The sequence below is a fragment of the Geothrix campi genome, assembly GCF_024609265.1.
In the GTDB taxonomy this organism is placed as follows: domain Bacteria; phylum Acidobacteriota; class Holophagae; order Holophagales; family Holophagaceae; genus Geothrix; species Geothrix campi.
In genome coordinates, this window is the sequence record NZ_JANHMP010000001.1 from 1,632,543 (window position 1) to 1,652,763 (window position 20,221).

Annotated in this window: 22 protein-coding genes; 8 read left to right on the forward strand and 14 right to left on the reverse strand. The window is 68.4% G+C overall.

Features of this window, described 5'->3' with window-relative positions:
* Nucleotides 1–217 precede the first annotated feature (217 nt).
* Together NOV65_RS07530 and NOV65_RS07535 are read right to left on the reverse strand one after the other, a co-directional pair.
* The gene (locus NOV65_RS07530) at nt 218–556 is read right to left on the reverse strand and encodes a hypothetical protein (RefSeq protein ID WP_257305494.1); all 339 of its coding nucleotides are present in this window, start codon (nt 554–556) and stop codon (nt 218–220) included.
* Nucleotides 557–1,012: 456 nt separating this feature from the next.
* Complete coding sequence (locus tag NOV65_RS07535; protein ID WP_257305496.1) at nt 1,013–1,495, reverse strand: DinB family protein; 483 nt, start codon at nt 1,493–1,495, stop codon at nt 1,013–1,015.
* A gap of 84 nt (nt 1,496–1,579) precedes the next feature.
* On the opposite strand from NOV65_RS07535, the gene NOV65_RS07540 reads away from it, so the two are divergent.
* Both NOV65_RS07540 and NOV65_RS07545 read left to right on the forward strand, forming a co-directional pair.
* Nucleotides 1,580–1,981: a type II secretion system protein gene (locus NOV65_RS07540; RefSeq protein WP_257305498.1), complete on the forward strand. Its 402-nt coding sequence runs from the start codon at nt 1,580–1,582 to the stop codon at nt 1,979–1,981.
* Between the two features lie 37 nt (nt 1,982–2,018).
* Nucleotides 2,019–2,540: a DUF4149 domain-containing protein gene (locus tag NOV65_RS07545; RefSeq protein ID WP_257305499.1), complete on the forward strand. Its 522-nt coding sequence runs from the start codon at nt 2,019–2,021 to the stop codon at nt 2,538–2,540.
* Here NOV65_RS07545 and NOV65_RS07550 read toward each other — a convergent pair.
* From NOV65_RS07550 to hflX, 4 genes are all read right to left on the reverse strand, one after another.
* Nucleotides 2,522–3,625, reverse strand: a complete 1,104-nt coding sequence (locus NOV65_RS07550) for an efflux RND transporter periplasmic adaptor subunit (protein WP_257305500.1) — start codon at nt 3,623–3,625, stop codon at nt 2,522–2,524. The genes NOV65_RS07545 and NOV65_RS07550 overlap by 19 nt on opposite strands.
* Nucleotides 3,622–6,846: an efflux RND transporter permease subunit gene (locus NOV65_RS07555; protein ID WP_257305502.1), complete on the reverse strand. Its 3,225-nt coding sequence runs from the start codon at nt 6,844–6,846 to the stop codon at nt 3,622–3,624. The genes NOV65_RS07550 and NOV65_RS07555 overlap by 4 nt, the downstream gene beginning before the upstream one ends.
* Nucleotides 6,847–6,858: 12 nt before the next feature.
* A complete protein-coding gene (locus NOV65_RS07560) occupies nt 6,859–7,266 on the reverse strand; it encodes a MarR family winged helix-turn-helix transcriptional regulator (protein WP_257305503.1) in 408 nt (135 codons plus the stop codon).
* Between the two features lie 118 nt (nt 7,267–7,384).
* Nucleotides 7,385–8,575, reverse strand: a complete 1,191-nt coding sequence (gene hflX / locus NOV65_RS07565; protein WP_257305504.1) for a GTPase HflX — start codon at nt 8,573–8,575, stop codon at nt 7,385–7,387.
* A gap of 56 nt (nt 8,576–8,631) precedes the next feature.
* Here hflX and NOV65_RS07570 point away from each other — a divergent pair, with 56 nt between their 5' ends.
* The gene (locus NOV65_RS07570) at nt 8,632–9,858 is read left to right on the forward strand and encodes an ABC transporter permease (RefSeq protein ID WP_257305505.1); all 1,227 of its coding nucleotides are present in this window, start codon (nt 8,632–8,634) and stop codon (nt 9,856–9,858) included.
* Complete coding sequence (locus tag NOV65_RS07575) at nt 9,855–10,505, forward strand: ABC transporter ATP-binding protein (RefSeq protein ID WP_257305506.1); 651 nt, start codon at nt 9,855–9,857, stop codon at nt 10,503–10,505. Before NOV65_RS07570 ends, NOV65_RS07575 begins: the two co-directional genes overlap by 4 nt.
* Nucleotides 10,506–10,551: 46 nt before the next feature.
* Here the strand turns inward: NOV65_RS07575 and NOV65_RS07580 are convergent, their stop codons facing one another.
* Both NOV65_RS07580 and ruvX read right to left on the reverse strand, forming a co-directional pair.
* Complete coding sequence (locus NOV65_RS07580; RefSeq protein WP_257305507.1) at nt 10,552–11,427, reverse strand: NAD(P)-dependent oxidoreductase; 876 nt, start codon at nt 11,425–11,427, stop codon at nt 10,552–10,554.
* A 20-nt stretch (nt 11,428–11,447) separates the two neighbouring features.
* A complete protein-coding gene (gene ruvX / locus NOV65_RS07585; RefSeq protein ID WP_257305509.1) occupies nt 11,448–11,885 on the reverse strand; it encodes a Holliday junction resolvase RuvX in 438 nt (145 codons plus the stop codon).
* Nucleotides 11,886–11,902: 17 nt separating this feature from the next.
* Between ruvX and NOV65_RS07590 the strand changes: the two genes are divergently transcribed.
* The gene (locus NOV65_RS07590; protein WP_257305510.1) at nt 11,903–12,382 is read left to right on the forward strand and encodes a methylated-DNA--[protein]-cysteine S-methyltransferase; all 480 of its coding nucleotides are present in this window, start codon (nt 11,903–11,905) and stop codon (nt 12,380–12,382) included.
* Here the strand turns inward: NOV65_RS07590 and NOV65_RS07595 are convergent.
* The 3 genes from NOV65_RS07595 to NOV65_RS07605 form a co-directional block, all read right to left on the reverse strand.
* On the reverse strand, nt 12,369–13,028 hold the full coding sequence (locus NOV65_RS07595; RefSeq protein WP_257305512.1) for a Rossmann-fold NAD(P)-binding domain-containing protein: 660 nt from the start codon (nt 13,026–13,028) through the stop codon (nt 12,369–12,371). The two genes, NOV65_RS07590 and NOV65_RS07595, sit on opposite strands and share 14 nt — an antisense overlap.
* Entirely contained in the window at nt 13,025–14,086 is a 1,062-nt protein-coding gene (locus NOV65_RS07600) for an MBL fold metallo-hydrolase (protein WP_257305513.1), read from the reverse strand. The genes NOV65_RS07595 and NOV65_RS07600 overlap by 4 nt, the downstream gene beginning before the upstream one ends.
* Before the next feature lie 97 nt (nt 14,087–14,183).
* Nucleotides 14,184–15,101: an oxidoreductase gene (locus tag NOV65_RS07605; RefSeq protein WP_257305515.1), complete on the reverse strand. Its 918-nt coding sequence runs from the start codon at nt 15,099–15,101 to the stop codon at nt 14,184–14,186.
* An 89-nt stretch (nt 15,102–15,190) separates the two neighbouring features.
* Here NOV65_RS07605 and NOV65_RS07610 point away from each other — a divergent pair, with 89 nt between their 5' ends.
* Both NOV65_RS07610 and murB read left to right on the forward strand, forming a co-directional pair.
* A complete protein-coding gene (locus tag NOV65_RS07610) occupies nt 15,191–15,772 on the forward strand; it encodes a TetR/AcrR family transcriptional regulator (protein WP_257305516.1) in 582 nt (193 codons plus the stop codon).
* 24 nt (nt 15,773–15,796) lie between these two features.
* Entirely contained in the window at nt 15,797–16,690 is an 894-nt protein-coding gene (gene murB, locus NOV65_RS07615; protein ID WP_257305517.1) for a UDP-N-acetylmuramate dehydrogenase, read from the forward strand.
* Nucleotides 16,691–16,747: 57 nt separating this feature from the next.
* Here the strand turns inward: murB and NOV65_RS07620 are convergent, their stop codons facing one another.
* The 3 genes from NOV65_RS07620 to NOV65_RS07630 form a co-directional block, all read right to left on the reverse strand.
* Nucleotides 16,748–17,380, reverse strand: coding sequence for a dihydrofolate reductase family protein (locus NOV65_RS07620; protein ID WP_257305519.1), 633 nt, complete (start codon nt 17,378–17,380; stop codon nt 16,748–16,750).
* Between the two features lie 157 nt (nt 17,381–17,537).
* Complete coding sequence (locus NOV65_RS07625) at nt 17,538–17,945, reverse strand: YciI family protein (protein ID WP_257305520.1); 408 nt, start codon at nt 17,943–17,945, stop codon at nt 17,538–17,540.
* 83 nt (nt 17,946–18,028) lie between these two features.
* On the reverse strand, nt 18,029–19,276 hold the full coding sequence (locus NOV65_RS07630) for an RNA polymerase sigma factor (protein WP_257305522.1): 1,248 nt from the start codon (nt 19,274–19,276) through the stop codon (nt 18,029–18,031).
* 88 nt (nt 19,277–19,364) lie between these two features.
* Between NOV65_RS07630 and NOV65_RS07635 the strand changes: the two genes are divergently transcribed.
* On the forward strand, nt 19,365–20,147 hold the full coding sequence (locus tag NOV65_RS07635) for a cell division protein FtsQ/DivIB (protein WP_257305524.1): 783 nt from the start codon (nt 19,365–19,367) through the stop codon (nt 20,145–20,147).
* Nucleotides 20,148–20,221: the final 74 nt, after the last annotated feature.

The window sequence follows — 20,221 nt, forward strand, 5'->3', positions numbered from 1 at the left end:
CGGAGCCTCCGATAGCCGGTCGCCCCATGGGCTTCGGCGAAGGCAATCTCTTCGTCCTTCGGGCTCAGACCTCTCCCCGGGAGGTTGGCGGCAGCCAACTCATCCATCCTCCTGGCCAGATGAGTTCATCACCCATCGTCGTTCTCCAGGCACTGTACGACTCCATTGAGTTGGATCAGAAGAAGCGGGGCGTGCTCTAACCCCGCCCGTCCAGGGGTCATCCCTTCGCCCGGAAGTGTTTCTCCAGGGCTTCGAGGTAGGCTCTGAGGCTGGCCTGACGGATGTCCGCCGCACTTCGGGTTTCCGGGGGGAGCGGGCGCAGGTGTGGCCGAAAATCAAGATAAGTGTACGACGTGCTGTAGAAGAGCCGAAACCGGTTCTGGCTGCTGGCGATCACGATCTCTGCCGCTCCCGGGCTGCGCTCCAGAACTTCCCAATCAGCAGTGAACACCCAGGGCAGATACCCCAGCTTTTGCTGCAGGGCCTGGTTGTCCTTGAACTGGATGGGCCCGTACCCAAAGCCCAGAAGCGTACCGGCTCCGGCACCGATGGCCACCGACTTCCAGGAAGTCCAGGCCGCCGCCGCCCCGGGGACCAGGACCCCCACCAGGAATCCCTCTCCAGTTGAAACCAGCCAAGTCTTCCCAAGGCCCCGCCCAGCAGCCGGATTCGGCTTGCCCTTCAGGGTGAGCCGGAAGACCCTCGTGGGTCCCACCACCCGATCCGTGGCCTCCGTGGAAACACCAAACCCTTCAGCGAGTTGAGCCACTGCAGCCTTTTCCTCCGCCGGAGTCATCCCCTCGACAGCCTGGACAAGCTCGACCCGTTGCACCGGGCGCTCCCGCGCAGCCGTCTCCGGGCGTTTGCAGGCAGACCCCAGTGCAAGGGACAGGCCCACAACAATGGACATCACCAAGGCCCTGCGATCAGGAGTAGTCATGGAAGCCTCTGGGACCACCTTGAAGCGCTTGAAGGGATGATCCCCCAAAGCTGCACCCCCGTAAATGACCTATCAGGCGGGAATGATCCCCGCCAGCCGCTTGATCAGCTGGATCTGCCCGCCGTGGTGCAGGTCATGGGCGGCAACGCCGAGGAGGAGGTCGCGGAGGCGGTACTTGGCCTTGGCGGAGGGGCGGTCCAGGTCGGCCGGCTTCAGCGCGACCACGGCGGTCCGCAGCTCGCGATGCAGGCGGTCCAGCAGCGCCAAGTCAGCCTTCCACTGGGCGGCATCGGCTCCCTCCCGGGAGAACCAGTTGGAGCCCTTCAGGGGGAAGGCGCCTCGCGGCAACTCCACCAGCTGGCGCAGCACGGCGTACTTCCAGTAGGCCAGATGGACCACGAGCTCGTGGATGGAGGGCCTTCCGGGACCGGGCCGGTGCGCCGCGGCCTGCACCTTCACACCCCTCAGCGCCCCCTTCAGGTTGGTGCCGTGCCAGGACTTGTGGTCATAGGCCTGATCGAGGGCCAGCAGGATCAGATCCGTGTCACGGGACATGGGTCCTCCGGAAATCCTCCCCAGCTTGCCAGCTTCCGGAACCGAGGCGCGGCGGCTCGCATGTCATTGGGGTAAGGTAGTCCCATGCGCGTTTTCCCCTCCCGCCAGCGTGGGTTCACCCTGCTGGAACTGCTCACCGTCATGACCATCCTGGCCCTGCTGGCCACGGTGGGCCTGGCGGGCTACCGGCACAAGACGCTGGTGGCGCGGGAAGCGGTCCTCAAGGAGAACCTCTTCCAGATCAACCACTCCCTGGAGCAGTACCGGGCGGATCGCGGGAAGTATCCCTCGAGCCTGGCCCCCCTCCGGGAACTGGGCTACCTGCGGGACATCCCCTGGGATCCCATGACCCAGTCCAGGGATACCTGGCAGTTGGAGCTGGAGCCCCCGGATCCAGACAATCCCGATGCGGAGTTGGGCGTCTTCCGGGTGAGGAGCGGTTCCACCGACAAGGGCGAGAACGGCATCCCGTACAACGAGTGGTAGGACCGTCCCCAGTGTTCAGTCTTCAGTCCAGGTACGCATGAGCCCAAGCACCCTCCACAGACTGGATCGCATCTCGGTGGCCCTCCTGCTGCTCTGGGCGGGGGCTGCCCTGGGGTTCGGCGTCTTCTCCGCGCCGGTCTTCTTCCGGGAACTGCCCAGTCGCGACATGGCGGGCCACATCGCCGGATTGATCATCGGCCGCCTGGATTGGGCGGCCTGGACGGCTTTCGGGCTGGCGGGCATCAGCTGGGGCGCCCGCTGGATGGCCGAACTGAAGGAAGAGCTCATCGGCCCCATCCGGCTCTGGAGCGCCGCCTGGCTGGTGGCCATGCTCATGTGCCTGGCGAGCACCTTCGTGGTGACGCCCAAGGTGCGGGCGATCCGCGCCAGGATCGGCGCGCCCATCGAGACCCTGGCGCCGGACCATGCCGACCGCGTGGCCTACAACAGGGCCCACGGCGTCAGCCGCAACCTCTTCTTCCTGCGCATCCTGCTGGCCCTGGGTCTGGCGGCCACGGTGGGGATGATGCCGAAGAAGGGTCAGTCGCCCGAGGCCTGAACCCGATCCCCGTCCTTCAAACCCAGGGGCGGGTTGAGCACCACGGTGTCGCCGGGCTGCAGGCCGGCCAGCACGCGGAGGCGCTGGTCCTCCTCCTCGCCGAGCTGCAGGGCCTGGAAGCGCACCCGGCCATCAGCCTGGACCACGGCCGCACTGGACTTCCCCTCCCGCAGCACCACGGCCTCCACGGGCACGGCGAAGCGGCTGGCCACCTGCACCTTCAACCCCACCTGGACGAACCCGCCCGCCAGGAAAGCCCGGTCGCGGTTGTCGAGGTCCGCCTCCACAAGGAGGGTGCGGGTCCGGGGATCCAGGGCCCCGGCCACGCGGCTGAGCTTCGCCTTCCGGACCACGTCAAGCCGTTCCACCGGGCGGATCTCCACCTCGGTGCCCGGCTTCACCTGGGAGGCCACCGTGGCGTCGAGGTACAGGGTCACGCGGAGACGATCCACCTCCGCGAGGGTCACGAGGGGCTGCGCCGTGCTGGTGGAACCCCCGTTCTGCACCAGCGCGCCAGGGTCGGCGAAGCGCTGGGTGATCACCCCGCTGAAGGGCGCCCGGACCACCTGGTAGCCCTTCAGGGTGGCCTGGGAGGCCAGCTTGGCCTCGGCCACGCGGGCGTCCGAGTCGGCCTGTTCCACGTCGCGGGGGCTCAGGAGGCCGTCCTTCCCGAGCGACCGGCTGCGCTCGGCATTCCTGCGCTTGTTGTCGAAGTCGGCCTGCAGGGCCTGGGTGTCCCGATCGGTTTCCGGCGACTCCACCACCGCCACGACTTGGCCCTTGGCCACGACGGAACCCTTGTCCACGGGGATGCTGCGGAGGAAGCCGCTGACCTTGGCGTAGAGCGTGGTACTGGCATAGGGGAGCGCCTCGCCCGCGAGGGTCAGACCGCGCTCCGAGGCCTGGCTGCCCACCTTCGCGACGCGGACGCGTGGGCCCGCCTCCAGGTCGGCCCTGCGGTGCTGGGCCTCCTGCTTCAGGCCGGACTGCCGGGCCCAGAGGAGGCCACCCACGCCCAGGGCGGCCACAACCACGGTGAGGGCGCCACCCAGCTTGAAAGTCGGGGATTCCGGTCGCTCGCTCATGCTTCACTCCCTTGCTGTTCTTCCTGGAACCGACTTTCCAGCAGATGGGCCGTGGGCGGCTTCTTCCGCAGGAGGCTGTAGACGACGGGCACGATGAAGAGGGTGACGAAGGTGGCCATCAACAAGCCCCCGATCACCGCCCGGCCCAGGGGCGCGTTCTGGCTGCCGGCCTCGCCCAGGGCCAGGGCCATGGGCACCATGCCGATGATCATGGCCAGCGCCGTCATCAGCACGGGCCGCAGGCGGACCCGGCCGGCCTCCAGGGCCGCTTCCAGGGCGCTCAGGCCCGGGTTCCCGGCCCGCACCTCATTGGCGAAGCTCACGATGAGGATGGCGTTCGAGGTGGCGATGCCCACGGCCATGATGGCCCCCATGAGGGACTCCACGTTGAAGGTGGTGCCCGTCAGGGCCAGCATCCACAGGATGCCCACCAGGGCTCCCGGCACGGCGGTGATGATGATGAAGGGATCCAGCCAGCTCTGGAAGAGCACCACCATGAGCAGGTAGACCAGGGCGATGGCGATCACCAGGCCGCCGCCGAGGCTGCGGAAGGATTCGGTCATCACCTCGTTCTGGCCGCGGATCCGGATCTTCATGGGAGGCGGCAGGGGCCCCAGGGCCTTGATCTGGCCTTCGATGTCCTTCACCACGGCCCCCAGGTCGCGGCCATCCACGTTCGCCATCACGTCGAGCACCCGCTGGATCGTGGCGTGGTTGATCTCGCTGGGCGTGCTGATCCGCTGGATGGAGGCCAGATTGGACAAGGGCTGGAAAGAGGTCTGGGCCGCGGGCCCGGCGGCTTTGAAGGGATCCGCCTGCAGCAGGTTGGCGGCACCCGGGAGGCCGAAGGGCGTGGCGAGGAGCTTGCCCGGCGAATCGAGGTCTGTGAGCGGCGACTTCACGACCACGGTGTAGTTCACGCCGTTGGCAGGATTCAGGAAGTACGAGGGCGCCAGCTGGCCGTTGCCGGAGAGGGACACCAGCAGGCCGTTGGCCACGTCCCGCTGGGACACGCCCACCCGGGCCGCCCGAAGGCGATCGACATCCACCCGGTAGGCTGGGGTCTCCGTCACCTGCTTGATGCGCACATCCACCGCGCCCGGCACGCCCTGGACGGCCGCCTTCAGGCGCTGGGCGACGTCCGCGCTGGCCTGCAGGTTCGCGCCCTCGATCTGCACATCGATGGGCGCCGCCACACCGAAGTTCAGTACCTGGCTCACGATGTCGGCGGGCTGGAAGTAGAAGCTGACCCCGGGCAGCTGCCTGGGCAGCTCTTCCCTGAGCTTCGCCATGTGCTCGCGGGTGTGATGGCCCTCCGGCGCCAGGGAGATGAACAGGTCCGCATCCTGGCTCGTGACGTTGTCACTGGGCATGAAGGCCATGTTGAAGGCGTTCGCCACGCCGATGTTGCTGTTCACCGAGCGCAATTCCTCGGCCGGGATGATCCGCCGGACTTCGGCTTCGACCTGGGCCACCAGCCGTTCCGTTTCCTCCAGGCGCAGGCCCGCGGGGGCCCGCACGTGCAGCTTCATGAGGCCCACATCCACCGTGGGGAAGAAGTCCCGGCCGATGACGAAGAGCAGGCCTGAACTCACGGCGACAAAGGCGATCGCCACCATGAGGACGAAGACCCGGTGGTGCAGCACCTGGTCCAGGGCGCGGCCGTAGGCCTCCTGGAGACGGCCCAGCCAGTGCTCGCGCCAGGCATTGAACCGGCCGACGAGGCTCTCGGCCTCGGGGTGGTCATGGGCCATGAGCATGCGGGCCATGGTGGGCACCAGCGTGCGGGACAGCAGGTACGAGGCCAGCATGGAGAACACCACGGCCATGGCCAGGGGCGTGAAGAGGTACTTGGCCGGGCCCACCAGGAGCACCACCGGAAAGAACACGATGCAGATGGCCAGGGTGGCCACGATGGCCGGCACGGCGATCTGCCGGGCGCCGTCCAGAATGGCGACGGTGAGCGGCTTGCCCATGGCCTGGTTGCGATGGATGTTCTCCACCTCCACCGTGGCGTCATCCACCAGCATGCCGATGGCGAGGCTGAGACCACCCAGGGTCATGATGTTCAGCGTCTGACCGGACAGCTTCAGCCCGATGAGCCCCACGAGGATGGCCAGGGGGATGCTGGTGCAGACGATGAGCATGCTGCGCCAGGAGCCGAGGAACAGCAGGATCATCAAGGACACGAGCAGGGACGAGACCAGGGCCTCCTTGGCCACGTCCTGGATGGCCGCCCGCACGAAATGGCTCTGGTCGAAGTCGAACTTCAGCTCCATGCCCTTGGGCGCGGCGGCCTGGATGGCGGGCAGGGCCTCCTTGGCCGCATCCACCACCGCGAGGGTGGACGCGTCGGCCTTCTTCAGAATGGCCAGGTACGTGGCCCGCTGGCCGTTGATGCGCACGATGTTGGTCTGGTCCGCGAAGCCGTCGTAGACGCGGGCCACATCCCCCAGGAACACCGGGGCGCCGTTCACCAGCTTCACCGGCAGCCCCCGGAACTCGTCGACCGTGGCCGGGCTCGAGTTCGTCAGCACCGGCACCTCGCGGCTGCCCATGCGGGCGGTCCCGGCCGGGGTGATGACGTTCTCTGAAGACAGGGCGTTCACCACATCGGCCGGGCCGAGGCCCCGGGCCGCCAGCTTCGCCTTATCGATGTCCACGGATACCTGGCGCCCCTTGCCGCCGTACGGAAGGGGTGTGGCGAGGCCCGGAATGGTGAACAGCCGGATGCGGATGAAGTTGGTGGCGTAATCCACGATCTTCTGCTCGGGCAACGTGTCGCTGCGGGCCGCGAGCTGGACCACGGGCACGTTGCTGGCGTTGAATTGGATGACGGCCGGGGCCGTCATGCCCGGCGGCATGATGCGCAGGATGGGGCCACTGACCGCCGAAATCTGCGCAATGGCCGCGCCGATGTCCGTGCCGGGCTGGAAGTAGACCCGCAGCAGGCCGACCCCCTGGATGCTCTGGGACTCGATGCGCTCGATGCCGTTGACGGTGGTGGACATGGCCCGCTCGCTGATGGTGACCACCCGGCGCTCCATCTCCTCGGGCGCGAGCCCGCCGTATTGCCAGACCACCGCGACCACGGGGATGTCGATGCTGGGGAAGATGTCCACCGCCATGCGCTGGATAGAGAGCGTCCCCATCAGCAGCACGAGCAGGCACATCACGGCGGTGGTGTAGGGACGACGCAGGGCGAGCCGGACGATCCACATGGCCTGGCCCCCCTACTTCCCAGCGGCGGAGGCATCGAGTTCCGCCTCCATCCGGTCGAGATTGTCCATGACCGAAGCCAGGAGGCCGCGAAGATGGCCGCGCTCCTCCACGCCGAGCCCCTGCTCCATGCCTTCCCGCATGAACTGCCGGAAGCCATGGAGCTCCTTGATGAGAGCCTCCGCCCCGGGTTCGAGGTGGAACAGGATCCGCCGCCGATGGGCCGGGTCGGCCTCGGCCCGGATGAGGCCCCGGTCCTGGAGGGTCCGGAGGGTCCGGGTGGCCGTGGGCTTGTCCATCCAGGTGCAGCGGGCCAGATCCCCGTGGCAGCGGCCATCTTGCTCCGCCACCGCCATCAGGAGCTGGTACTGCTGGGGCGAGAGGCCATGCGGAGCCAGGCGGCGCCAGGCGACCTGCCGCATGCGGCTCTTCACCGCGGTGATCACATGGGGGAGGCTGGCGGTCTTCCAGGAGGTTGAAAGTTGCATAAGCAACAAATTACAAGACAGGCTTCCCGTTTGTCCAGCCCCTGAGATTCAATCACGAAACCGGTACCGGGTCGGGCAGCTCCCAGGCCTCCAGCTCCCGGGGCGTGGGCGGTCCGGGGATCAGCTCCCGCAGCCATCCACGGATCTCGAGGATGCCGGTGCCATGCAAGGCGCAGGCCTGGACGGCCCCGGGATGGCGCTTTTTCAGGTCCAGCTTCTGGGGCCGGTGGAGCCGGTCCACCTGGTTCAGCACCAGCAGGCGGGGCTGGGCGTCGCCATCCTCGGGGGCGCAGCCGATCTCGCGGAGGGTGGCCCCCACGACCTTCAAGTGGTCCTCCAGGTCCGGGTGGGCGGCGTCGGCCACCACCAGGAGGGCATCGGCGGTGCGAACCTCGCCCAGGGTGCTGCGGAAGGCCGCCACCAGCTGGTGCGGCAGCTTGCGGATGAAACCCACGGTATCCGCCACCAGGCAGTGCTTGGGTTCGGGATCCCCCTCGCCGGTCTCGGGATCGAAGTCCTGGCCCAGCCAGGCCTTGCGGGTGGTGGTGTCGAGGGTGGCGAAGAGCAGGTCCCGGGGCTCGCCTTCGCCCGTGAGCGCCTTCAGGAGGGTGGTCTTGCCGGCATTGGTGTAGCCCACGAGGGCCACCCGGGGCAGGCCCTGGGGCCGGCCCTGGCGCTGGGTTTCGCGCACCTTCTCGAGGTGGGTGAGTTCCCGCTTGAGCTGGCTGATGCGGGTGCGGATCATGCGGCGGTCCACCTCGATCTGGGTCTCGCCAGGGCCGCCGCGCAGGCCCACGCCGCCACCCTGGCGCTCCAGGTGGGTCCAGGCCCCCTTGAGGCGGGGCAGTTCGTACTCCAGCCGGGCCAGCTCCACCTGGGCCTTGGCCTCCCGGGTCTGGGCGCGCTGCTCGAAGATGCTGAGGATGAGACCCGTGCGATCCAGACAGATGAGGTTGGTGAGCTTCACGATGGCATTCACCTGGCTGCCGCTCAGCTCGTCGTCGCAGATGAGGTGCTGGACTCCCTGCCGGGCCGCCTCGTCAGCCAGAGCCTGCAGCTGGCCCGAACCGTAGAAGGTCCGGGTGGCGATCTGGGACCGCTTCAGGATCCGCCGGGTCTGGACCTCGAACCCGCAGCTCCGGGCCAGTTCGGCCAGTTCCAGGAGGTGATCCTGGATGCGATCCTCCCGGTCCTCGGGGCCCTGGCGGGCGATGAGCAGACAGCGGGGAGGGGTTTCGGCCATGAGGCAAAGCTGCCGTGTCCGAGGGCAATAATCAAGTCCCCGGCTACCCTGGATCCATGCCCTTGTTTGAACGCACCATCGCCGACCGCTATCTGAAGACCCACCGCAAGGGGGCCTTCGTCCGGATCATGGTGCGTTTCGCCCGCGGTGGCACAGCCCTGGGCGTCTTCGCCATGGTGGTGACCCTGGCCGTGATGAACGGCTTCCACGAAGAGATCCAGGCCACCCTGTTCAGCGCCACGGCTCATTTCACGGTGTTCAACCTGGCCGGGGACATCCCCGACACCGAAGGCGCCCTGAAGGCCATCCGGGCCGTCCCCGGCGTGCAGGCCGCCTCGCCCATCCGGCTCGAGAAGGGCCTCCTGCGCCGCCCGGACAGCGAGATGCCGCCGGAAACCGTGGTGGTGAAGGCCGTGGATCCCGCCACGGCCCATGGGACCTCCAGCATCTTCGATTCCATGCAGCCCGCCCCCATCGATCAGCTGAAGGAGGGCGAGATCATCCTGGGCAAGGAACTGGCCCAGCGCCTCAGTCTGCGGGTGGGGGACACGGTGGCCCTGGCTGTCTTCCGGCTGGAGCTGGGCCTGGGTGGCCAGCAGCCCAAAGTCGCGGCGTTCCGGGTGGCCGGCACGTTCCATAGCCACAGCTCCGAATACGACAAGGCCTGGGCCTTCATCCACCTGGCGGATGCCATGCGGATGGCCCGCTCCGAAGGCCGGGCCGAGATGATCGAAGTGCGCGCCAAGAGCATCGACGCCATCGCGGAGGTGAAACCCCGGGTGCTGGAGGCCCTCGGCCCAGCCTTCCAGGCCACGGACCTGCGGGAATCCAACCGGGCCCTTTTCGCCGCGCTGACCGTGGAGAAGTGGGCCTTCGCCGCCGTGCTGAGCCTCATCGTGCTGGTGGCGGCCTTCAACATCGTGGCGTCCCTGGTGCTGCTGGTGACGGAGAAGCGGCGCGACCTGGGCGTGCTGCTGGCCCTGGGCGCCACGCCGAAGCAGATCCAGCGGCTCTTCGAGCTGCAGGGCCTGCGCATCGGCGTCGTAGGCACAGCCTGGGGTCTGGGCACCAGCGTGCCCCTCTGCCTGATCCTCGACCACTGGAAGCTTCTGAAGCTGCCCGCCGCCGTCTACGACTTCATCACCTACATGCCCTTCCGCCTGAAGCCGTTGGATGTCCTGCTGGTGGCCGTCTTCCCCCTGCTGGTCTCCTGGCTGGCCGCCCGCTACCCCGCCAAGAAGGCAGCCGCCCTGGACCCCGTCGACGCGCTGAGGGCCGAATGATCGGACAGCCCCTATCCATCACCGCCCTGCACAAGACCTACCCCGGCAACGCCCATCCAGTCTTCGACGGCTTCTCCCTCGAGGTGGCGGCCGGCAGCCTCTGCGCCATCGTGGGGGTCTCCGGCGTGGGCAAGACCACCCTGCTGAACTGCGTGGCGGGGCTGGATCACTGGGAGGCCGGCGGCATCACCGTGGGGGGCGGCCCCGTGCCCGAGGGCGCCGAGGCCCGGGCCCTCTATCGGCGCCGCCGCGTGGGCCTGGCCTTCCAGCAGCCCCACCTGCTGCCCGAATTCACCGTGCGGGAGAACCTCCGCATGCCGCTCCTCATCGACGGCGACGGCTCCGCCGAAGCCGAAGCCTGGATCGGCCAGTTGCTGGCCACTGTGGGCCTGGGGGATCTCGGTGAGCGTCTGCCCGGCCAGCTCTCCGGCGGCCAGGCCGCCCGCGCCGGCCTGGCCCGCGCCCTGGTGCGCAAACCCGCCCTCTGGCTGCTGGACGAGCCCACCGGCAACCTCGACCCCGCCACGGCGGAAGAGGTATTCGGTTTCCTCCTGGGTCTCCACGCCGAGCTGCGCCCCACCACCCTCCTCGTCACCCACAACCCGGGCCTGGCCGAGCGCTGCATGCGGACGGTGCGGCTGGGCTGAGGGGTCCCGTCCCTGAAGACTAGGGACTGTTCACCACCAATCGAACTCAGATCCCCGCATCCTCGCGGCTGATGCGGGAGAGCGCGGCCAGGTCCTGGTCGCCGTAGCCCTTGGCCACGGCTGCCAGCAGGCGGTCCCGCAGGAAGCTGGTGATGGGCAGGGGCGCCTGGTAGGCCTCCGCAGCGCGGAGGGCCAGGCTCACATCCTTGAGGGCCAGCCGCAGCGCGAAGCCCGCGGGTTCGAAGTCGCCCCGCACCACGGCCCCTCCGTAGGCATCGGCCAAGGGCGATTTCAGCAGGGCCGTGTTCAGGATCTTCAGGGTGGTCTCCGGCGCCACGCCCGCCTTCTCGCCAAAGGCGAAGGCTTCGCTCAAGGCCTCCACGGCGGTGATGAGGAGGCCGTTCCCCGCCAGCTTCATGGCGTGGGCCGTGGAGGCCCGCTCGCCCAGGGGGAAGACGCCCTGCCCCAGGGCCTCGAACAGGGGCTGGCAGCGGGCCACCTGCTGCTCCGGGCCGGCGGCCAGGATCCAGAGCTGGCCCGAGGCCGCCGCGGGGGGACGCCCGAAGACCGGCGCAGCCACGAAGCCCTGCCCGGCCTCGGCGTGCGCCTCGGCCAGACGCGCCGACGTGGCGATGCCGATGGTGCTCATGGAGACATGAACCGCCTCGGGGGCGAGGACCTCCAGCAGACCGCCCGGGCCGAAGGCGAGCGCCTCTTCCGCCCCGTCATCAGCGAGCATGGTCACCGCCAGGTCGGCGCCTTCGGCGGCTTCCCGCACGGAGGCCGCCACCCGCACCCCCAGGGCTGCGAAGGGCCGGGCCCTGGCCATGTCCCGGTTGAACACCGACAGGTCGAAGGCGCCCGCCAGTCGGCGCGCCATGGGATCGCCCATCCGTCCCAGACCCAGGAATGCGATGCGCATGGTCCCTCCGGGTGAAGGTCTCAGTCCAGCAGGGTAGCCGGAATCCCCTTGGCCCGCCGGTCTTCCAGCAATTCACCGAGGATGACAGCCGCCGCGGCGGCATCCAGGAGGAGCTTGCGCTTCTCGGGCTTCACGCCCCGCTCCCGCAGCAGGCGCTCGGCCTCGGCGCTGCTGAGGTGCTCGTTCGCGAAACGCAGGGGCAGGCCCGTGCGGGCCGCCAGGGCCTCGCCGAAGGCCCGCGCCGCCGGCGCCGTGGCGCTCTCAACCCCGTCCTTGTGGCGGGGCAGCCCCACCGCCAGGGCCTGCACGCCCTCCTCCTTGCAGAGCCGCGCCAGGCGGTCCAGCGTGCGCTCCTCCTCCTGGGGCCACACCTCGAAGGGCGAGGCCAGGATCTCCAACTCGTCCGAGAAGGCGAGGCCGATCTTCTTCGTGCCGTGGTCAATGGCGAGCCAGCGCATCCTGCCATCCTAGCCCCATGCCGGTCCGCGTCCTCACCTTCGCCACCGCCCTCGGCCGCCTGCGCCTGGGCTGGACGGCGGAAGGCATCTGCCGCCTGCGCTTCGTGGACGGCCCCGACCGGGAGGAAGCCCCGCAGGCGCCGGCCTGGATCATGGACGCCGTGCGGCGCCTGATGACCCACCTAGCGGGCCAGCCTCAGGACCTCGACGGCATCCCCGTGGATCTGTCAGAGCTGACGCCGTTCCAGCAGAGCGTGGCCCAGGTGCTCCGGTCCACCCGACCCGGCCAGACGATCAGCTACGGCGAGGTGGCCCTGCTGGCCGGTCGGCCCGGCGCGGCCCGGGCCGTGGGCCAGGCGGTGAAGGCGAACCCCGTGCTCATCCTCGTGCCCTGCCACCGCGTGGTGGCCTCGGACGGCCCTGGCGGCTGGAGCGCCTTCGGAACACCGGAGCGCAAGGCGCGGCTCTTGGAACTGGAGAACCTCACAGCCGGTTGATGTCCCGCGTCTCAAGCACGGCCTTCGGCGCTCCCTCCAGGCCGGCGTGGAGCATGGCCCGCCCGAGCTGCTCCGTGGTCGTGAAGCTGTCCGGGGAAAGCAGCTTCAGGATCGGGAAGAAGGGCCCCATGACGCGGTAGAGGATGCGGTACAGCTTCGTGGTGGACTGGATGCCGTGCAGGGGCCGGATGACGCCGGGACGGAAGAGATACACGGCCTTGAACGGCAGGCGCCGCAGGTCATTTTCGGTCTGCCCCTTCACCCGCGCCCACATGATCCGGCCCCGCCCGGTGCTGTCCGTGCCTGCGCCGGACACGTAGCTGAAGGTCATGCCCGGGTTGAGCCGGGACAGCACCTGGGCGGCCGCCAGCGTGAGGTCGTAGGTCACGCGGCGGTACTCGGCTTCGTCCAGGCCCGCCGAGGACACGCCCAGGCAGAAGAAGCAGGCGTCCAGCCCGACCAGATCGCTCTCGACCGGACCATAGTCGAGGAAATCCGTATGGACGAGCTCCTTCAGCTTCGCGTGAGTCTGGTTCGTGGGCCGGCGCACGAGGGACACGACCTGGGTCACCCGCGGATCGAGCAGGCACTCGCGCAGGACGCCCTGGCCGATCATGCCCGTGGCGCCGAACAGCAGGACCTTCATGGCAGACCTCCCTGGGGGAGCATGGGCCGCCCGTCCAGCGTGGCACGGATGGGGACTTCGGCCCCGGTCTTCCAGGGCAGTTCGGGCCACCAACGCTGGTGGGGCGGTGCCTCAGGCTCGAAGCCCTCGCCGGGCCGGGGCACCGCCACTGTGGCGCCGACGGAGCCCGCAGCGGCCAGTACCCGTTCCACGGGTTCCGTCCAACCATGGGCGGCCAGATTGAAGAGGCCCCAGTGGATGGGGAGAAGCACCCGGCCGCGCACCATGCCGTGGGCCGCCACGGCCTGTTCGGGCCCCAGGTGCCAGTCAGGCCAGGCCGGGTTGTAGGCCCCAGCCTCGATCATGGCCAGGTCGAAGGGGCCCAGACGCTCGCCGATGTCCGTCAGGCCCGGGAACATGCCCGTGTCGCCGGAGAAGTAGACCCGGTGGCGGGGGCCGAGGAAGGCGAAGCCACCCCAGAGGGTGCGGTCCTTGTCCCGCAGGCCGCGGCCCGAGGCGTGCCGCGCCGGAGTGAGAACCACCTCCAGCTCGCCCACCTGGATTGATTCCCACCAATCCAGCTCCGTGATGCGGGCCGCGGGCACGCCCCAGCGCACGAGGCGGGCCCCCACGCCCAGCGGCACCACGAAGCGCGTGTCCCAGTCCTTCAGGCGGCGCAGGGTGCCTTCGTCCAGGTGGTCGTAGTGGTCGTGGGAGATGGCCACCACCTGGGGCATCGGCAGCTCCTCCAGGGGGATGAGGGGCGCGTAGAAGCGGCGCGGTCCGGCCCAGCCGACGGGGGAGGCCCGGCGACCCCACACGGGATCCGTGAGGATGCGCGTGCCATCCACGTCCAGGTACACCGTGGAATGGCCCAGCCAGGTGGCCCGCAGGCCCGAAGGAGCGGCCGCTTCCAGGTCGGCGCGGGTGGGGTGCGCCACGGGCAGGGGTTCCCGGGGCGTCGAGTTCCGGTCCCGCCGGAAGAGGCTGCCGACGGCCCCCCAGGGGTCGTTCCAGAGGGTCTGCGGGTTGCGGAAGTGCCCATCGCGCCATTGAGGGGATTGCGGGGATCGGTCCATGCGGGAACTCCTGAGGAAATCGGGGGAGGAACCGGCGACCCAGAAGCCCCCGGCCACCGCGGCGGCAAAGAGCAGGGCCACGGTTTTGCGGAGACGGTCAGATCGGATAGACCACCCCTGTGCTCTGCTCGGAGTGCCGCCACATCCAGCGCTGGAGGCCCCTGTCCCGGGAGAGGGCATTGGATTGCACCCGCACGGGCGCCCCCTTCATCTCCAGGAAGCGTGAGGGGCCGAAGTACTCACCGCCCTTCACGGCAGGATCCGTGGCGGCCCGCAGCAGCGGCTGGGCTCCACCGAAGGCATCCTGGCTCAGCAGGGCCTCCAGGCCCGCGGTCCGGAGCCAGCGGATCCAGCCCGCGTGGCGCTGGAGCTCCGTCCTCGCCCAGCCGGGGTGGGCGGCCACGGAGCGCGTCGTCGAACCGGCCGCCTCCAGACGGCGCTGCAGCTCATAGGCGAAGAGGAGGTTGGCCAGCTTCGACTGGCCATAGGCGGCCCAGGCCCGGTAGCCGCCGTCGAAGTGCATGTCATCGGCGTAGATGCGGCCTGAGCGGTGGGCCCCGCTGCTCATGGTCGCCACGCGGGAACCTGGGGTGGCCAGCAGGCGCTCCAGCAGAAGGCCGGTCAGCGCGAAGGGACCGAAGTGGTTGGTGCCGATCTGCAGCTCGAACCCGTCCTCAGTCTTCCCGTAGGGCGGGACCATGACGCCGGCATTGTTGAGGAGCAGGTCCAACCGGTCGAACCGCCCGAGGATCTCAGCGGCCGCCTTCCGTGCGGAGGCCAGGGAAGCCAGGTCCAGGGCCTGGACTTCCACCCGGGCGCCGGGATGGAGGGCCCGGATGTGCCGCGCCGCCTCCTCGGCCTTGGGCAGGTTCCGGCAGGCCAGGACCACCGTGGCCCGGCAGGCCGCCAGGATGCGGGCGGCCTCGAAGCCGGTGCCAGAGGTGGCCCCGGTGACCACGGCCACCCGGCCGGTCTGATCGGGGATCTGGGCCCAGGTCCAATCTTTTTGCGCCATGTCGTTCTCCATGATGGGCTTGACATATTGACCAATAATGTCAGAAAGCCAATATTGACAATTGGACAAATTTTGTCAACACTCTTTTCATGGGAAACGAGAAGAAGGCCCGGGTGCTGGCGGCCGCCGAATCCGTGTTCCTGCGGTTCGGCTACCGGCGGACCACCATGGGCGACCTTGCGACCGCCGCGGGCATGTCCCGGCCGGCCCTCTACCTGGTCTTCTGCAACAAGGAGGAGGTCTTCGAGGCCGTCCTCCGCGCCTTCACCGCCCGCACGCTGGAAGAGATCCGGCAAGGCCTGGACGCCCGCCCCACTCCCCTGGAGAAGCTCCGCTTCGCCTTCGACCTCTGGGCCGTGCGTCCCTTCGGATTCTTCGAGGCCTCACCGGAACTGCGCGAGCCCCTCCACGGCGGCCTCGCCTTCGCCAGGGAGGCCATCGACCAGGCCATCACCACCTTCGAGGCCGAGCTGGTGGGCATCCTCGCCCCCCTGAGCGAGACAGCGCCTGCGAAAGCGCTTCCCCCCGAACAGATCGCCCGGGTCCTCACCCGCGCCGTCCACGGCTTCAAGGAATCTGCCACGAGCTCCGAGGAACTCCGCACCATGATCGACGGGCTGCTGGAGATGGTGCTGGCTTCCCTCCGACCCATTCCGGACGCCGGTGCCTGAAGCCGGTCGTCCATACTGGACACGATGACGCGCCCCCTGCCCGATGACCTGCTGAAAGTACCCCACCGCCGGGACGTGCCCTTCGCGCGCCTCACCACGCTGGGCGTGGGCGGGCTCTGCCGCTGGCTTTTCGAACCCACGACGGAAGGCGAGGCCCAGGCCTTCGTGCGGGCCTGCGCCCGGGAGGGCCTGCCCTGGCGGGTGCTGGGAGGCGGCTCGAACCTGGTGGTGCTGGGCGATATCGAGATGCCCGTACTGCGCTTGGCCCTGCCGAAGACCGTGCTTCGAGAGGGCAGCCAGATGACGGCCCCTGCCAGCCACGGCCATATCGCCCTGGCGGAGGCCGCCGCCGCCGCGGGCCTGTCGGGCCTGGAGTTCGCCAGCGGCATTCCGGGCTCGCTGGGCGGCGCCATCCGCATGAACGCCGGGGCCTATGGCCGCGAGTGGGTGGATGTGCTCGTGCGCTACCGCTTCCTCACGCCCGAGGGCGAGCTGGTGGAGAAGGCGCCGGAGTCCGGCGAGTTCCGCTACCGCTGGAGCTTCCTGACCGGGGGCCGCGTGGTGCTCTCGGCCACGGCCCAGCTCGCGGAAGGGGATCCGACCGCCATCCGGGCCCAGGTGGCCGAGTACCGGGCCAAGCGCGGCACCAGCCAGCCACTCTCCAAGCGCAACGCGGGCTGCATCTTCAAGAATCCGCCGGGCCAGAGCGCCGGCCGCCTCATCGACCAGACGGGGCTCAAGGGCCTGCGCGTGGGTGACGCCGAGGTGAGCCCCGAGCACGCCAACTTTCTCGTCAACCACGGCCACGCCACCGCCGCCGAGTTCGCCGAGCTGATGGACCAGGTGCGAACGAGGGTGCGGGAAAGGCATGGCGTGGAGCTGGAACCCGAAGTGGAGATCTGGCGGGAGCACCCTTGATCTCCAACGGCCAGCGCCTCGAGATCTGATGGCCAGTTAAGCGGGGTTAGGCCGCCCTCACTGACGGACATAGCGCAGGTGTGTGGCGGCTGGACCATCAAGAACCTTGTCTATGCGAAACTGCGGCCCGGGCTCGCTTAGGTTCTCGAAGAGACGCCGCCCGCCACCGAAAAACACGGGTGCCAAGGCGATTTCCAGCTCATCAACGACACCTAGGTTCAGATACTGCTGGATCACATCCGGTCCACCCGCGACACGAATATCACGACTGCCTGCGGATTCCCGAGCCAGTTCTAGGGCGCGCTCTGGCCCTTCATTGACGAAGTAAAAGGTCGTGCCACCGGGGCGCATCCAGGGCTCGCGTTTCTCATTGGTAAGAACGTATACCGGTGTGTGAAACGGAGCCTCTTCTGGCCAGGCGCGCTCGCCTTGGTCGAACATCCGCTTGCCCATGATGTTGGCACCGATGCGCTCGGTGGTCCTGCGAACCAGGTCATTGACCGGTCCGGTTTCTCCTCCTGATTCGAGCTTGAGGAGGTTCTCGCGAAAGTACTGTTGATTGATGAGCCAAGCCATCAGCGCACCCCACTTGGCACCCCAGTTCTTATACGCGGGATTCTCCATGGTCATTCCTTCCGGCGCCATGTAGCCATCGAGGCTAAGCGCGATGTTTACAAATACCTTGCTCATGATTTTCCTCTCGTATGTTTAGATGCCATGCAAGCTCGGGATTACGGCAAGGAAAAACTCGTTGAACTCATGATCCGCGTGCAGAAGAAAGTGCACGCAAACCAAGGCAGGGAGTTGGAATCCGAAGTGGAGATTTGGCGGGCCTGATGCGCCCTGTTCAGGAAGCAGGTTTCCCCTTGGCCTTGGCACGCCGTGCCTCGCTTTCGCGAATCATCTTGTCCAGGTCCGCTGCCGGCCGGATCTCCCAGGGCCCCATCTTCAGGCCCGGATGGTTCGAGATCAGGTGGATGGCGTGGTTGAGATCCCTGGCCTCCAGCATCAGGAGGCCGCCCAGCAGCTCCTTGGTCTCGGCATAGGGACCGTCCGTCACGGCCACCTTGCCATGCTCGTAGCGCACCATGGTGGCGGTATCCGGGCCCTGCAGCCCCTCCCCGCCGGCCCAGTGGCCGTCCTTCTTCAGGCCCTCATCGTAGGCGAAGCACGCGTCGATCATGGCGTTCTGCTCGCCCTGGGAGAGGGTCGACCACTGTTGGACGTCGAGGTATCCGAAGCAGATGTATTTCATGGGTGGCTCCTAAGTGGGGTCGTTCTGACCGCCTTCACACCCTGGTCGTTCGGGGAGGGCTGCTTTCGACAGGGGCCTTCGAATTATTTTTGAAGCTCGGCCATCCGCCGCTCGAGAAACCGCCGCTCGGGCCCCTGCTGGACGAGCCCGAGGGCCTGGCGGTAAGAGGCGAGCGCCTCTTCCGTCCTGCCCAGACGGCGGCAGAGGTCCGCGCGGACCGCGTGCGCCAGGTGGTACTCCGCCATGTCGCGCCGCGCGAGGAGGACGTCGGTGAGGTCCAGCCCGGCCTGAGGGCCGTCCCGCATGGCCACCGCCACCGCCCGGTTGAGGTCCACCACGGGTGAAGGCGCAATCCGGGCCAGGAGGGTGTACAACCCGATGATCCGGTCCCAGTCCGTGGCCGAGGCTTCGGCAGCCTCCGCGTGGACGGCGGCGATGGCGGCCTGAAGCGTGTAGGCGCCCACCCGGCGGGACGCCAGCGCCTGTTCCACCAGCGCCCTCCCTTCGGCCATCAAGGCCCGGTCCCACCGGGAACGGTCCTGGTCCTCCAGCAGCACCAGGTCACCCTCCGACGTGGCCCGTGCGGCCCTGCGGGACTCCTGCAGCAGCATGAGGGCGAGGAGGCCCTGCACCTCCGGGTCCGGCAGCAACGCAAGGAGCAGCCGCCCCAGGCGGATCGCCTCGCCCGAGAGATCTGGCCGCGTCAGCACCTCCCCCGAGGATGCGGAGTAGCCTTCGTTGAACACCAGGTAGATGACCTTCAGCACCGCGTCCAGCCGGTCCGGCAGGTCGGCCCGGCCGGGGATTTCATAGGGAATGCCCGCGTCGCGGATCTTCGCCTTGGCGCGGACGATCCGCTGGGCCAGCGTAGATGGAGCGGTGAGGAAGGCCCGGGCGATGGCCTCCGTCGTCAGGCCGCACACCTCCCGGAGCGTCAGCGCGGTGGAGGCTTCCAGGGACAGGGCTGGATGACAACAGGTGAAGATGAGCCGCAGGCGGTCATCTTCGACGCCTTCCTCCTCCACCCATTCCGAGGGGCCCTCGTCGGGCAGCTCGGCCAGGGCCTCAAGTGAGGTGCTGAAGCGGGCGGAGCGCCGCAGGCGATCGATCGCCTTGAAGCGCCCCGTGGACACCAGCCAGGCGCGGGGATGGTCCGGCACCCCGTCCCTGGGCCAGGCTTCCAACGCGGCCGCGAACGCATCATGCATGCCGTCTTCAGCCAGGTCGAAATCCCTGAGCAGGCGTATCAATGAGGCAAGGATCCGGCGGGACTCCTCCCGGAAGAGCGAATCGAGGAACTCCGGAATGCCCCCGGGGGCAATCGAGGCCATGGGGCATCCTCCCAGGTCATAGAGCATATAGGAGGCTTCCAGGCCATCCAGACTGTCGCCTCCAAGCGGTAGACTGACCCCGATGTCCATGCTCCCCCGCACCCGCCCCAAGCGCCCCTGGTTCCCCTGGGTTCGGGCGGGGCTGACGATAGCTGTGCTGGGCGGGGGCGCCTGGGCCCTGATGGAGCTGGGCACGCGGTACTTCGGGCTCCAGAAGCTCACCATCGAGCAGGTCAACGTGAGCGGCTGCCGGGGCGAGCGGCAGGCGGAGATCCAGGCCCTGGCGGAGAAGCTGGTGCTGGGCAAGCCCCTCTTCTGGGTGGATGCGGAGGACCTGCGGGCCCAGATCGAGGCCAAGCGCTGGGTGCGCAACCTCCAGATCCGGAAGGATCCTCCGGACCGTCTGAGCCTGGTGGTGGAGGAGCGGCGGCCCGTCCTCTGGCTGGTGCGCAGCAACGGCGTGTTCCTCGTGTCCGACGACGGCATCCTCCTGGATCGGGTCAATCAGGCGAACCTAAGCCCCATTCCCGTGGTGGTGGATCCCGCCAGCCAGACGGACCAGGGGCTGGCCCGTCTTGTGAGCGCTGCCCGGACTTTAAGGGAAAAGCAGGCCGGCTTTTATGATCGCGTCACCGAACTGAGGTGGAGCCCAAAGGGGCCTGTGGCCTACATTGAGGGCCTTCCGGCTCCGATCTACCTGTCGCGCCAGGATGTGACGAAAAACGTGCCCAATTTCCAGGGTCTGTTCGTGGATCGCCTTTCCCAGCGGCCGGATGTGGCCCGGCTTCGCTACATCGACCTGCGCTGGGACGAGGAGGTCGCCGTGGGGGAACCCGAGGACGGTCCGGCCTCCACCAAGATCCCACGCTGACCCGCGAGGGAAGAAAGCGGCGTTTTTTCCGTGCGCAAATGCTCGAACCTGGCGCGGAACTGGTGTAAACCTAG

What these genes read in the sequence shown, in the direction of transcription:
- NOV65_RS07535 (WP_257305496.1), bottom strand. Translation starts at nt 1,495, where the DNA reads ATGTCCCGTGACACGGATCTGATCCTGCTGGCCCTCGATCAGGCCTAT.
- NOV65_RS07540 (WP_257305498.1), top strand. Translation starts at nt 1,580, where the DNA reads ATGCGCGTTTTCCCCTCCCGCCAGCGTGGGTTCACCCTGCTGGAACTG.
- NOV65_RS07545 (WP_257305499.1), top strand. Translation starts at nt 2,019, where the DNA reads ATGAGCCCAAGCACCCTCCACAGACTGGATCGCATCTCGGTGGCCCTC.
- NOV65_RS07550 (WP_257305500.1), bottom strand. Translation starts at nt 3,625, where the DNA reads ATGAGCGAGCGACCGGAATCCCCGACTTTCAAGCTGGGTGGCGCCCTC.
- NOV65_RS07555 (WP_257305502.1), bottom strand. Translation starts at nt 6,846, where the DNA reads ATGTGGATCGTCCGGCTCGCCCTGCGTCGTCCCTACACCACCGCCGTG.
- NOV65_RS07560 (WP_257305503.1), bottom strand. Translation starts at nt 7,266, where the DNA reads ATGCGGCAGGTCGCCTGGCGCCGCCTGGCTCCGCATGGCCTCTCGCCC.
- hflX (WP_257305504.1), bottom strand. Translation starts at nt 8,575, where the DNA reads ATGGCCGAAACCCCTCCCCGCTGTCTGCTCATCGCCCGCCAGGGCCCC.
- NOV65_RS07570 (WP_257305505.1), top strand. Translation starts at nt 8,632, where the DNA reads ATGCCCTTGTTTGAACGCACCATCGCCGACCGCTATCTGAAGACCCAC.
- NOV65_RS07575 (WP_257305506.1), top strand. Translation starts at nt 9,855, where the DNA reads ATGATCGGACAGCCCCTATCCATCACCGCCCTGCACAAGACCTACCCC.
- NOV65_RS07580 (WP_257305507.1), bottom strand. Translation starts at nt 11,427, where the DNA reads ATGCGCATCGCATTCCTGGGTCTGGGACGGATGGGCGATCCCATGGCG.
- ruvX (WP_257305509.1), bottom strand. Translation starts at nt 11,885, where the DNA reads ATGCGCTGGCTCGCCATTGACCACGGCACGAAGAAGATCGGCCTCGCC.
- NOV65_RS07590 (WP_257305510.1), top strand. Translation starts at nt 11,903, where the DNA reads ATGCCGGTCCGCGTCCTCACCTTCGCCACCGCCCTCGGCCGCCTGCGC.
- NOV65_RS07595 (WP_257305512.1), bottom strand. Translation starts at nt 13,028, where the DNA reads ATGAAGGTCCTGCTGTTCGGCGCCACGGGCATGATCGGCCAGGGCGTC.
- NOV65_RS07600 (WP_257305513.1), bottom strand. Translation starts at nt 14,086, where the DNA reads ATGGACCGATCCCCGCAATCCCCTCAATGGCGCGATGGGCACTTCCGC.
- NOV65_RS07605 (WP_257305515.1), bottom strand. Translation starts at nt 15,101, where the DNA reads ATGGCGCAAAAAGATTGGACCTGGGCCCAGATCCCCGATCAGACCGGC.
- NOV65_RS07610 (WP_257305516.1), top strand. Translation starts at nt 15,191, where the DNA reads ATGGGAAACGAGAAGAAGGCCCGGGTGCTGGCGGCCGCCGAATCCGTG.
- murB (WP_257305517.1), top strand. Translation starts at nt 15,797, where the DNA reads ATGACGCGCCCCCTGCCCGATGACCTGCTGAAAGTACCCCACCGCCGG.
- NOV65_RS07620 (WP_257305519.1), bottom strand. Translation starts at nt 17,380, where the DNA reads ATGAGCAAGGTATTTGTAAACATCGCGCTTAGCCTCGATGGCTACATG.
- NOV65_RS07625 (WP_257305520.1), bottom strand. Translation starts at nt 17,945, where the DNA reads ATGAAATACATCTGCTTCGGATACCTCGACGTCCAACAGTGGTCGACC.
- NOV65_RS07630 (WP_257305522.1), bottom strand. Translation starts at nt 19,276, where the DNA reads ATGGCCTCGATTGCCCCCGGGGGCATTCCGGAGTTCCTCGATTCGCTC.
- NOV65_RS07635 (WP_257305524.1), top strand. Translation starts at nt 19,365, where the DNA reads ATGCTCCCCCGCACCCGCCCCAAGCGCCCCTGGTTCCCCTGGGTTCGG.